The organism is Candidatus Edwardsbacteria bacterium (genome assembly GCA_018821925.1).
Taxonomy (GTDB): domain Bacteria; phylum Edwardsbacteria; class AC1; order AC1; family EtOH8; genus UBA2226.
In genome coordinates this window covers 18,297-29,524 of record JAHJLF010000035.1, presented here as the reverse complement: position 1 = coordinate 29,524, position 11,228 = coordinate 18,297, and the positions used below count along the sequence as shown (strand labels likewise).

At 51.6% G+C, this 11,228-nt stretch carries 14 protein-coding genes and 1 tRNA gene; 11 read left to right on the top strand and 4 right to left on the bottom strand.

All coding sequences use genetic code 11. The features are described from left to right. Positions 1-6: 6 nt before the first annotated feature. From KJ869_03410 to KJ869_03395, 4 genes are all read right to left on the bottom strand, one after another. A tRNA-Met gene (locus KJ869_03410) sits at positions 7-80 on the bottom strand. 49 nt (positions 81-129) lie between these two features. Continuing rightward, the gene (locus tag KJ869_03405) at positions 130-456 is read right to left on the bottom strand and encodes a septum formation initiator family protein (GenBank protein ID MBU1576238.1); all 327 of its coding nucleotides are present in this window, start codon (positions 454-456) and stop codon (positions 130-132) included. Positions 457-465: 9 nt separating this feature from the next. Further along, positions 466-1,734 (bottom strand): phosphopyruvate hydratase, encoded by a 1,269-nt coding sequence (gene eno / locus KJ869_03400; GenBank protein MBU1576237.1) that lies wholly within the window; start codon positions 1,732-1,734, stop codon positions 466-468. A 26-nt stretch (positions 1,735-1,760) separates the two neighbouring features. Continuing rightward, the gene (locus tag KJ869_03395) at positions 1,761-2,489 is read right to left on the bottom strand and encodes a UDP-2,3-diacylglucosamine diphosphatase (protein ID MBU1576236.1); all 729 of its coding nucleotides are present in this window, start codon (positions 2,487-2,489) and stop codon (positions 1,761-1,763) included. A gap of 134 nt (positions 2,490-2,623) precedes the next feature. On the opposite strand from KJ869_03395, the gene KJ869_03390 reads away from it, so the two are divergent. From KJ869_03390 to KJ869_03340, 11 genes are all read left to right on the top strand, one after another. Further along, positions 2,624-3,304, top strand: a complete 681-nt coding sequence (locus tag KJ869_03390; protein ID MBU1576235.1) for a hypothetical protein — start codon at positions 2,624-2,626, stop codon at positions 3,302-3,304. Further along, a complete protein-coding gene (locus KJ869_03385; GenBank protein ID MBU1576234.1) occupies positions 3,301-4,476 on the top strand; it encodes a hypothetical protein in 1,176 nt (391 codons plus the stop codon). Before KJ869_03390 ends, KJ869_03385 begins: the two co-directional genes overlap by 4 nt. Before the next feature lie 27 nt (positions 4,477-4,503). Next, on the top strand, positions 4,504-4,698 hold the full coding sequence (locus KJ869_03380; GenBank protein ID MBU1576233.1) for a rubredoxin: 195 nt from the start codon (positions 4,504-4,506) through the stop codon (positions 4,696-4,698). A 140-nt stretch (positions 4,699-4,838) separates the two neighbouring features. Next, positions 4,839-5,663, top strand: coding sequence for an MBL fold metallo-hydrolase (locus KJ869_03375; GenBank protein ID MBU1576232.1), 825 nt, complete (start codon positions 4,839-4,841; stop codon positions 5,661-5,663). A gap of 432 nt (positions 5,664-6,095) precedes the next feature. After that, positions 6,096-6,239 carry a hypothetical protein gene (locus tag KJ869_03370; GenBank protein MBU1576231.1) on the top strand — a complete coding sequence of 48 codons (144 nt, stop codon included), beginning with the start codon at positions 6,096-6,098 and terminating at the stop codon, positions 6,237-6,239. Between the two features lie 47 nt (positions 6,240-6,286). Next, positions 6,287-6,658, top strand: a complete 372-nt coding sequence (locus KJ869_03365) for a GxxExxY protein (GenBank protein ID MBU1576230.1) — start codon at positions 6,287-6,289, stop codon at positions 6,656-6,658. 152 nt (positions 6,659-6,810) lie between these two features. Next, positions 6,811-9,867 (top strand): T9SS type A sorting domain-containing protein, encoded by a 3,057-nt coding sequence (locus tag KJ869_03360; protein ID MBU1576229.1) that lies wholly within the window; start codon positions 6,811-6,813, stop codon positions 9,865-9,867. A 3-nt stretch (positions 9,868-9,870) separates the two neighbouring features. After that, complete coding sequence (locus KJ869_03355) at positions 9,871-10,095, top strand: hypothetical protein (GenBank protein ID MBU1576228.1); 225 nt, start codon at positions 9,871-9,873, stop codon at positions 10,093-10,095. Between the two features lie 13 nt (positions 10,096-10,108). Then, positions 10,109-10,435 (top strand): hypothetical protein, encoded by a 327-nt coding sequence (locus KJ869_03350; protein ID MBU1576227.1) that lies wholly within the window; start codon positions 10,109-10,111, stop codon positions 10,433-10,435. A gap of 15 nt (positions 10,436-10,450) precedes the next feature. Further along, entirely contained in the window at positions 10,451-10,816 is a 366-nt protein-coding gene (locus tag KJ869_03345) for a hypothetical protein (GenBank protein MBU1576226.1), read from the top strand. A 22-nt stretch (positions 10,817-10,838) separates the two neighbouring features. Next, a complete protein-coding gene (locus KJ869_03340; protein MBU1576225.1) occupies positions 10,839-11,207 on the top strand; it encodes a hypothetical protein in 369 nt (122 codons plus the stop codon). Positions 11,208-11,228 lie beyond the last annotated feature (21 nt).

The following is an 11,228-nucleotide window of genomic DNA, read 5'->3' as shown; positions in this document are numbered from 1 at the left end:
GGTATGTGGCAAGGGAAGGATTCGAACCTCCGACCTTTGGGTTATGGGCCCAACGAGCTACCAGGCTGCTCCACCCCGCGACGTTTATTAAAATCAACTGTGCAATGATACCAAAGATCCGGCCCAAAGTCAAGGTCTTTTCTTCAGCGAGTCGGCCGGGTAAAAGCGGTACGATGTCTCTCCGGGCCGGGTCATCCCCAGCTTCTCCCGGGCCTGGGATTCCAAGTAAAAGCTGTCGGACTTCAAACGCTTGATCTCCCGGCACAGGATCTCGCTGTGGGCCAGGTTGGCCAGCATCTCCTTTTTTATCCGCTTCTGCTGGCGATCAACCCGGAGCATGGTTATCCAGCCGTAGCGCCCCATTCCGAACATCAGGATCACGATCACAAATGAGGATATCACCAGCGCCAGAACGGCCTTGGTGGAACTGCTCCTATGTGCGCCGGAACGGGGCATGGTGCTTTATCATTTGAATATGGATCTGCCGGGGTACTGGGCGGCCGACCCCAGCTCCTCCTCGATGCGCAGCAGCTGATTATACTTGGCGCTGCGGTCGCTGCGGGAGATGGAGCCGGTCTTGATCTGCCCTCCGTTTACCGCCACCGCCACGTCGGCGATGGTGGAATCCGATGTTTCCCCGGAGCGGTGCGAAATGACGGTGGTGTAGCCGTTCAGCTTGGCCAGCCGGATGCAGTCCAGGGTCTCGGTCAGCGTGCCGATCTGATTCAGCTTGATCAAAATGGAATTGGCCACTTCCTTTTCAAAGCCCATCTTCAAGCGCTTGACGTTGGTGACGAACAGGTCATCGCCCACCAGCTGGATCCTTTTGCCCAGCCGGTCGGTCAGCAGTTTCCATCCTTCCCAGTCATCCTCGGCCAGGCCGTCCTCCAGGGAGACCAACGGATATTTATTGACATATTTTTCGTAAAGATCCACCATCTCGGCGGATGAAAGTTTCTTGCCATCCACTTTGTAGTATCCCTTTTCATAGAACTCGGTGGAGGCCGGATCCATGGCCAGGAATATATCCTCCCCGGGGCGGTATCCCGCCTTCTCGATGGCCTGGGTCAGCATCTCCAGGGCTTCCTCGTTGGTCTTCAATGGCGGGGCAAAGCCGCCCTCGTCGCCCACCGTGGTCAGATAACCTTTCTCTTTGAGCAGCTTGGCCAGGGTATGAAAGGTCTCGCTGGCCATCTGAACGGCTTGGGCAAAACTTTTGGCTCCGGACGGCACGATCATGAACTCCTGCATCTCGATATTCCATCCGGCATGCTTGCCGCCATTCAGGAAATTCATCATTGGCACCGGCAGCAACCGGGCGTCCACCCCGCCGATATGGCGGTAGAGGGGGATATCCAGGGCAATGGCCGCGGCCCGGACCACCGCCAGGGAGACCCCCAGGATGGCGTTGGCCCCCAGCTTGGATTTGGTCTCGGTGCCGTCCATCTCCAGCATGGATTGATCAATCTTTACCTGCTCCAGGGCGTCCCAGCCGATAAGTTTTGGTGCGATGATCTCATTGACGTTCTTCACCGCCTGGAGCACGCCCTTGCCCAGATATCTCTTGGCATCGCCGTCGCGGAGTTCCAGGGCCTCATGCTGTCCGGTGGAGGCCCCGGAGGGCACGGCGGCCCGGCCGATAGCCCCGCATTCCAGGTGGCAGTCCACCTCGACCGTGGGGTTGCCCCGGGAATCCATGATCTCCCGGGCATGGATCTTAGTGATGGCGGTCATAATAAAACCTCCGGAAAATATATTGATTATTTTAAATACTCCAGGCTTAAAACGCCGTCCCGGAATACCGCATAGGAAAAGCTGGCGATAAAATCCCCCAGGTTGATATAAATATTGCCGTTCTCTTCATGATGCAGCGGCAGGTGAGTGTGCCCCAGCAACACGCAATCGAAGCCCAAGGCGAATTTCCCCCGGGCCACCTCTATCATCGGGCCGGGGTCGAGATGCCTGTCCTTGGTCAGGTGGTTGCGGGAGACCTGCGAGAACCATTTGGCAAAAGGAATGGCCAGGTCGGGATGCAGCAGGCGGTACAGCCAGATGGTGAAGGGATTTCTCAGAACGATCTTCAGCATTTTATATCCCAGATCGCCTTTTCCCAGGCCGTCTCCGTGGGCCAGGAACATTTTTTTTCCGCCGGCCTCCAGGACCAAGGGCTGGCGATGAATCGTTATGCCCAGTTCCCGGCTCAGAAAATCCCCTATCCAAAAATCGTGGTTGCCCACCAGCAGGTCGACCGCCACCCCCCGGGATCTCAGATTCTTCAGCAGGCCGATGATCTCCAGATGTTCCTTCTGGATCACGGTGCGGTATTCGAACCAGAAATCGAACAGGTCGCCCATAATAAAAAGCCTGTCGTCCGGACCCGCCATCCGGTCGAAAAGGGCGCCTAACTTTGCCAGTTTCTCCTGGTCGCTTCCGGAATGCCCGGCCGAACCCAGGTGAACATCGGAAATAAAATATATCACACTTGACATTTTCAAATATTTCGTGCTAATGTTACCAACAGATAAGACTATATCATATGGTTTATTAAAAGGCAATATATTTTTATTGACATTTGCCGCCGGTATGAATAAAATGGATTAGGGACATTTCTAAAGAGGGAAAAATGAAACAAAAAGCGTTAACCAAGTGCACAGGTATCGCCCTGACCCTGGCCGTTATGGCTGCCATGGGTTGCGGCAAAAAAGAGGCCGATATCTCTCAGGGCATAACCCCCAATGTTCTGAACTTTTATATCCTGCATCAGGAGATAGGGGCCATCAGGGACAAGGTCGGGGTTTCGGCCGCCGAACAGAAGGCCCAATATATTCCCAGCTATAACGAGCTTATCGGCCGCAGCCAGAAGATGCTCCAGGACAACCAAACCTCCAAGGAGCTGAAGAAATATCCGGAGATAAATGCGACCATGGATTCCTGCCTTAATGCCGGGGTGGCTTTCCTTACGCTGGAGGCCAGGGCGGTTGATGCCAACAGCAGGCTGGCTGACGCAAAACAGCAGTTGTCCGATCTCAGGCAATCCATCAGAAACAACAGCCTGCTGGCCAAGAAACAAAAGCCCAAGATAGACGCCCTAGCCAAACAGCAGGCCAGCCTGCAGAAACAGCTTGACGGTTATAAACCGGGCTTAAGCCGAAACAGCCAGACCTGCAGGGCCTTGCTGAAAAGGTACAACATCCGGATATTGCAGGGCAAGATACTGGAATACACCAACGATGAAAAATTGTTTGCTTTGTTCCCCTGGGAAAAGCCGGCCCCTGTCAAAACGGTAAAGAAAAAACGGAAATGATCCGGTTCATAAGGGCCGCCATATTATCAACCTTGATATTCGCTACTTTAGGCTGCGGAGACAGCGCGTCTGTAAATAAAGGCCGGGAGTTTCTGGAGATGGGCGATCTCTCCCGGGCCCTGGTTCAATTCGAACAGGCCGTGTCCAACAACCCCCGTAACGCTACCGCCCACTACCTGCTGGCCAGAACCTATTGCCTGTGCGACTCGGCCGCTTTGGCGATTAAGGAATATTCCATACTGGCGCAGTTAAACCGGGAGATGGCTGACGACACTTTGCTGCGCCAGAAGATATCCCTGTATCTGGGGCTGGAGCCCTACCCCTCGGTCAAGCTGACCGAGGCCAAAGGCAATGACGCTTTTCCGGCCATCTCCGCCGACGGAAAGAGGATAGCTTTCTCGTCCAAGCGGGACGGCAATACCGAACTTTATTTAATGTCCGGCGATGGCAGTGACCAGCGGCGCCTTACCAACAATAAGGCTGTTGATTACGGCCCCTCATTCTCGCCCGACGGTAGCAAATTGCTGTTCGTCTCCGACCGCGAAGGCAACGATGAGATATATCTTTACGATCTGGCTGCCAAGAATGAAACCAGGCTTACCTACAGCAAAAGCGATGACTGGCTGCCCTGCTTTTCGCCCGACGGCCAGGAGGCTTTCTGGGTCTCCGACCGCTCTGGGAGATATGCCGTATGGCGAATGGCCCTTGGGCCCGACAATCCGAAAAAAGAGAATTCACCCCAGGTTCTTTTTGAGGATCAAACCGGAGAGGTGGCCTATTTCGGGCTCTGCTCCGGTCGCCTGATAGTGCAGAGAGAGAGCAAGAACCAAAGCTTCCTGCTGTCGGTTGATATCAGCGACGGCCGGACGACGGAGATCAATATTCCGTCATTTCGTTCGGGGATACCGACCATAGTTCTGCCGGATGGTAAAACGCTGGCCTATGTTTCTTCCTGCGACGGCAATGACGAGATATATCTCTACCAGCCGGATCAGAAACGCTCGGTTAGGCTGACCAACAATATTTCCGAGGATTTCGTCTTCGGCTTCACCCCCGACGGGCGGACCATGCTGTACGACTCGGACCGCGGAGGCGATCGCGACGTCTACCTGATGCACCTTGACAGACTGATCGCCCGGGATCAATTGCTGAGCAAGATCACCAAACCTTAATATAAAAAACACAATAACGAGGACACCATGAAGCTCAAGTGCAATGTCTGCGGTTACGTTTACGATCCGGAAGCGGGCGATCCCGACGGAGACGTCAGGGCCGGGACATATTTTGACAATCTTCCATTAGACTGGGTCTGTCCGGATTGCGGGGCGTCGCAGGATATTTTTGAGATAATAGACGACGATTTTGAGGAGGAAGGCGGGGAGGAGGATGAGTAGTCCTCGTCCCTTTTATTTTAGAGAAGTAAAGATCGAAAAATTACATGATCCTCCGAACAGCCGTGTCAAGGAATCTACGGGGATTACCCAGGAGATATAAATTTTGTTTGTTATATAATTAATACAGCTACGAGGGGCAAATGAAAGTAACTTATTACGGGGTGCGGGGCTCTATCCCGTCGCCGGGTTTTGAAACCAGCCGCTACGGCGGCAACACCACCTGCGCCGAGGTGATCACCTCCGGCGGCTACCGGATGATCATAGACTGCGGCACAGGGATCCGGAAGCTGGGGCTCAAATTATTAAAGGAAAAGGATCCGGCCACCATTCCCATCTTCATCACCCATGCCCATTGGGATCATGTCCAGGGACTGCCGTTCTTCCTTCCCATATATCTGCCCAGGTTCAAACTGATGTTCGTCAGCGCCAACGACAGCTTTGATAGGCTGTACCAGACGCTCTACAACCAGATGGACGGTTATGTTTTTCCGGCCGACCTGCAGGAGGTGCAGTCCCAAGTTAAGTTCGAGATAATAGATTCCAAGGGATTCGATTTCGGCGGGGTGCATTTCGACACCATCCTGAACAACCATCCGGTGCCCACCCATGGCCTGCGGATCAAGGACGGGGAGAAGACCTTCGTCTTCATCACCGACAACGAACTGCGGGCGGAGAAGCCGGTCACTCCTTACCAGGATTTCGTGGCCTTCTGCCAAGGGGCTGACATCCTGATTCACGACGCCCAGTACACCGAGGAGGACATGGAGAAGACCCGGGGCTGGGGGCATTCCACCTTCAGTGAAGCGATCAAACTGGCTGAGGAGGCCGGGGTCAAGCGGCTGGGGTTCTATCATCACGATCCGGAGCGGACCGATGATCAGTTGGACGAGATCGTAAAGCAGATGCAGGAAACCACCCAGGTGAAGTTGTTCGGGACCCGGGAGGGCGAGGAGCTGGAGTTGTAGGTGCTGATTCCTTTTGCCTACAGAAAGAAAAAACATTGGATAAAAACACCTATCTTTAGTATATTTCTTTCTCTGCCCTTTCTGTCCGGGCAGACCCCACCCACACTCCCTCCCCGCAGCGGGGAGGGAAGCCGTCAGGCAGGGAGAGGTCAAAGACCCGCCGGGGGCACAGGGCTTAACGATTAATCCAAGGCTCCTGTAATGAACTTTGTTTCAGTGAAGACAGCACACGCATCGAAGCATAGATCAATATTGTATCATTTTCAGCAGATACCCGCACTGCGCCCCCAGACCCCAAGCACCAAACTTATTGCTTCAAAAAGCTGTTTTGCAAGAACATTGATTTTGTTGAGTTACTTTTAATTATATGATTGACCTTTCCATAAAAATAGCCGGGTCGGCAACATCGCCCCGGGTTTTTCGAAAATAATCGTGGTGGAGCAGAACGCCACCGGGCAACTGGAAAAACTCCTGCTGACAGAACTGGGGATCAATGCCTCCGGCTCGATAAGAAAATTCGACGGCCGGCCGATTACGGCCAAGTATATAGTTGATAGTTACGAGGCACTAGACTGATTCCTATAAGGAAGCCAGGAATACAGGGAAATCAAATACGTGGTATTATGGCATTAGAACATGAAAAACTCACCGAGGCAATAATCGGAGCCGCAATAACGGTTCACAAAAAACTGGGACCGGGTTTCATCGAGTCGATATACGAGAATGCGCTGGTCATTGAACTTAGAAAAATTGGCCTGTTCGTTGATCAGCAAATGGAAGTGTCTGTGGAATATGACGGGATAGAAGTGGGAAAACATAGATTGGATATCCTGGTGGAGAAAACCATAGTAATCGAACTTAAATCGATAAAGAATATCGAAGACATACATTTTGCTATTGTCAGATCATATCTGAAAGCATTGAAGTTGAAACATGGATTATTGCTGAACTTCTGTAAGGTGATTTTAGATGTGAAAAGAGTGATTTCAAAATAATTCCTGCCTTCATGGTTTCCTTATAAAAGAAATATGTTAGACATTAATATATACAAAAGTGAAGACGGCGTTGCCTGGTGCCCCGACTGTTTCAATAATTCGTTAAGAAAATCCGAGACGGCAAAATATATTAGGGATGGTTATAAATCGTTATGAAAAGAATATTGATCATATCGATATTCCTGCTGTCAGTCTTGTCGGGCAGGGAATGCCTGGCCCAGGATTCCCTCAACCTGAAGACGGTGGGAGTGTGGCCTTACGGACTTGCCACGGCAGTTAATAAATACATCGCCAATGGTCATAATTATATCCTGATGGGCAGCGGAAGGCGCTTGAGCCTGCTCAATGTGGACGATCCCGCCCATCCCTACATCACCGGCGAGACCGCCGTAACAAACGATATCAGTAAAATATGGGTCGATGGTAATTACGCATATACTGCCAACGGCCACTCTGGGATCAGCATAATCGAGCTTACCGATCCACTCCGTATCCGTATCCGGGGGGTCTATAAAACGGAGGGGCGGGCCAGGGATATTGAGATTAAATGGCCCTATGCCTATGTGGCGGTGGACAGCCAGGGATTGGTTGTGCTGAACGTTACCGATCCGGCCAATCCCGTGCTGGCATCGGAGATAAGTTTCCCCGGAGAGACAATCGGCATCGGCTTGGGTACAAATCACGCTTTCCTGGCCTCGGGAATAAACGGGATCAGGGTGATTGATATCGGCAACCCCAATTCACCGGGACTCACCGCCAGCTACAACATCCCGGGATATGCATATGACGCCTTTGTTTCCGGCAGTTATGCCTATGTATCGGCCGGGGACTCCGGTCTGAAGATACTTGATATTTCCAATGTTTCCGTTCCGGTGCCGGCCTCCAGGTTCAGGTTCCAAAGCAAGGTCAAAGGGGCGGTGATATCCGGGGATAATGTTTTTGTGGCCGGAGACACTGCCGGGCTGAGGATCATCAATGCCGCCAATCCAAATAAGATCGGAGAGGTGGGTTATTACAAAACGGCGTATAATGTGGTAGACCTTTGTATCATAAATAATCATGCTTATCTAGCTGACATGATAGGCGGGCTTCGGGTGATAGACGTTTCCCAGATATACAACCCGGTATTAGCCGGCCAATTCAACACCCCCGGCTATGCCAAAAACATGCTGATAAAGAACAACTATGCCTACATCAGCGACGGGGATTCCGGACTGTGCATCGCCGATATCAGTAACCCGGTGGCGCCGGTTGCCGTGGGGCGGTATCATTCTCCGGGCTTTGTCTCCTCGGCCCATATCCCGAGCAGTTATGCTTTTATCGCCGCCGGCAATGCAGGTTTAAGAGTGGTTGATGTAAATGATCCGGCAAACCCCTTGGAGATAAGCTTCTGGGACAGCCCGGGGTATGCCAGCGATGTGACCACAGCTTTAGCGGTTGACAGTATGAGATATGCCTTTCTGGCCGATGGAGATTCCGGCGTCAGCATGATCTCCGTCCAATCGCCCGCCGACCCGATTGATACGGCCCAGGTTGTCATGCCCGGATTTGCCTGTGATATAATTGCTTTTAGTGGGGAAGATTATATGTATTTATACACGGCCATGGGAAATTATAATTACCAAAGGATTTATGTAGATGCATATAGCGACAGCTTAGATACAAACATGACCAGATATAAATTATGGCCCGGCGGTAGCAGCCCGGCCGGAGATTATAATTATTCTATAAGTTTTTATGGAAGTAACCTTTACCTCTCTAATGGTGATGAGGGCTTAAGAATTTTATATTGGGGTAAGTATTTTACCTCTACCAAGACCAAGGATGTGGCAGTATCGGGGAGCTACAGTTTTATCACCGACAAATATTCGGGCCTGCAGATTGCCGACCTGTCAGATCGGGAAAATATGGGGGGGGTGGGTTTTTATGCCGTGGCCGATTCCATGGAATCGGCAGCTATTTATGGCAATTATGCCTACCTGATGTGCGGCAATGGCGGGATCAAGATAGTCGATGTCACCCAGAAGACATCCCTCACCGAAACAGGGTCCTACGATATTCCCCTTTCTATTTACGGCCTTTTAGTCAGGGACAGCCTGGCCTATGTGGCGGACGTAAATTCGGGCCTCAGGATCTTGAATGTATCCGAGATTGGGAACCCACAGGAGATAAGCTATTGCCGGACAGCGGGAACACCATTCGGGGTTGATATTATCGATAGTATTGTTTTTGTGGCTGACGGTGATAGCGGACTGACCCTGATAAATGTCAGCGACCCGGTAAGTCCAATCGTGATCAGCAACTGGGACAGCCCCGGGTTTGCCTATAAGGTAAAGGTAATAGGGGATCACGCATATTTAGCCGACGAATCCGAGGGCTTAAGGATAATAGACATAACGGACAAAACCTCTCCAGCGGAAATCGGTTTCTATAACACTCCTGGTAATACCTACGGTTTCGATCTGAAAGATAACTTTGTTTATATTGCCGACGGCGGCAATGGGATGCTGGTCGTCAACGTATCGGATAAAGCCAACCCTCTTCTGACCGCCAGCCTCAGTCTGCCAGGAACGGCATACGATATTGCCGTCTCCGGGAATTATGCCTATATAGCTTCGGGGTACAGCGGCCTTAGGATCATCAATATAGCCGATCCTTCCAATCCCAGAGAAACCGGATATTGCAACACCGCCGGCTATGCCCGGGGATTGGCCGTCAGCGGCAGTACAGTCTATGTGGCTGATGGCCACGCTGGGTTGGCGGCCGTCGATATAAGTGACCCGGCATTGCCACGTCAAACCGGCTATTATAACAGCGGGAGCAGTGTCTGGGCGGCGGCCGTTTCCGGAGAGAACATATTTCTTTCGGACGGCAACGATATATTAAGGGTCTTGGAGACCTGGCAATCACCGCTGCCACCGGAAAAAAGATACGAACCCCTGATATCCCAGAATTATCCCAATCCTTTCAAGGCCGGGACTCGTATCAATTATTCCAGTTCGACCAGGGGCCGGGTTACCATTTCGGTATACAATGTTTACGGTCAAAAGGTGATCGAGCTGGTGAACCAGGAAAAAAACGCCGGACAGTATTCAGCTTATTGGGACGGCAGGGACCATCAGGGTCGTCCCATCCCCTGTGGCGTTTATTTCTATCGGGTCAGCACTCCCGATTTTACCCGGACCAAGAAGATGATGATAATCAGGTGATATATGCTTAATCCCGACATCTATAACAGCCCGGATGAGATAGCCTGGTGCCCAGGCTGTTTCAATAACTCCATCCTGAAGGCCCTCAAGCAGGCCCTATCCGACCTGGATATCCCGCCCCATCAGTTGGCCTTCAGTTTGGGCATCGGCCAGGCGGCCAAGCTGCCTCATTATATCAAATGCAACCTGTTCAACGGTCTGCACGGCCGGGCCCTGCCGGTGGCCTAGGGCATTAAATCAATTGACCAAACTGACAATCGAGGGCATCAAGAACCCGGGCTTCTCGTTCATCAACATCCTGCAGCCCTGCATCCCCTTCAACAAGGTCAACACCTTCAAGTGGTACCAGGAAAAGGTTTATAAACTGCCGCCGGAGTACGATCCCTATAACAAGCCGGCGGCCTTGGCCAGGGCCCAGGAGTGGGGGGATAAAATACCGACCGGCATCATCTATAAAAACAAACGGGCTTCTTTGGAGAACCAACTGCCCCAGTTATCCCGGTCTTCCCTGCTGATGCAGGATTACTTGAAAGAAAAAAGGGATTCATTGATCACTGATTTCAAATGAAAGGAGCTCGGGTAGATGGAAAGAATATCGTTCATAAAACATAACGGCCGGGATCTGTTGGTAGTCGATATATCGGGCATCAGGAATGTCAATGAAAGTATAGAGACCATGCAGAATGCCACCAGGCTGATAAAAACTCAGGCTCCAAAATCGGTTCTTCTTTTAACTAATGTCAGTGGCACCCATTACGATACGGCGGGGGCCGATGCCATCAAAACCTATTCCAAAGAGAACACCCCTTTTATCAAAGCCAGCGCGGTGGTGGGGGTGTCCGGCATCAAGCGATTGATCTTCAATACTATAATCAAAATAACCGGCCGGAAGATAATGCCCTTTGATGATGTGGAAGCGGCCAAAGATTGGCTGGCCGGGCAGGAATAATCAATAAACCAGGAGACACTTGATGGATAGGGTGAAATATCTAAACCACCGGGGAAGGGATATCCTGATCCAGGACCTGACCGACTCCAAAAGCATCGAGGAGAACATAGCCGTCTTCGACCAGACCCAGGGCATTATCTTCGCCCAACCTCCAAAATCGGTGCTGCTGCTGACCATCCTGATAAACACTCATTACTCATCTAAAGCGGTGGACCGCCTGAAAAAATTCTCGTTGGAGGTGACCCCCTATATCAAGGCCAGCGCGGCGGTGGGCATCACCGGCATCAAGAAGGTGGTCTACCAAACGCTGTCAAAACTTATCGGGCGAAAGATCCACCTGTTCGACACCGTCGATCAAGCCCTGGATTGGCTGGCGGAACAGGAACAATAAACCAGAAAGATAGGAATAGCT

Excerpts from the sequence above, each read along its gene's own strand:
- KJ869_03405 (MBU1576238.1), bottom strand. The coding sequence starts at position 456 with ATGCCCCGTTCCGGCGCACATAGGAGCAGTTCCACCAAGGCCGTTCTG.
- eno (MBU1576237.1), bottom strand. The coding sequence starts at position 1,734 with ATGACCGCCATCACTAAGATCCATGCCCGGGAGATCATGGATTCCCGG.
- KJ869_03395 (MBU1576236.1), bottom strand. The coding sequence starts at position 2,489 with ATGTCAAGTGTGATATATTTTATTTCCGATGTTCACCTGGGTTCGGCC.
- KJ869_03390 (MBU1576235.1), top strand. The coding sequence starts at position 2,624 with ATGAAACAAAAAGCGTTAACCAAGTGCACAGGTATCGCCCTGACCCTG.
- KJ869_03385 (MBU1576234.1), top strand. The coding sequence starts at position 3,301 with ATGATCCGGTTCATAAGGGCCGCCATATTATCAACCTTGATATTCGCT.
- KJ869_03380 (MBU1576233.1), top strand. The coding sequence starts at position 4,504 with ATGAAGCTCAAGTGCAATGTCTGCGGTTACGTTTACGATCCGGAAGCG.
- KJ869_03375 (MBU1576232.1), top strand. The coding sequence starts at position 4,839 with ATGAAAGTAACTTATTACGGGGTGCGGGGCTCTATCCCGTCGCCGGGT.
- KJ869_03365 (MBU1576230.1), top strand. The coding sequence starts at position 6,287 with ATGGCATTAGAACATGAAAAACTCACCGAGGCAATAATCGGAGCCGCA.
- KJ869_03360 (MBU1576229.1), top strand. The coding sequence starts at position 6,811 with ATGAAAAGAATATTGATCATATCGATATTCCTGCTGTCAGTCTTGTCG.
- KJ869_03355 (MBU1576228.1), top strand. The coding sequence starts at position 9,871 with ATGCTTAATCCCGACATCTATAACAGCCCGGATGAGATAGCCTGGTGC.
- KJ869_03345 (MBU1576226.1), top strand. The coding sequence starts at position 10,451 with ATGGAAAGAATATCGTTCATAAAACATAACGGCCGGGATCTGTTGGTA.
- KJ869_03340 (MBU1576225.1), top strand. The coding sequence starts at position 10,839 with ATGGATAGGGTGAAATATCTAAACCACCGGGGAAGGGATATCCTGATC.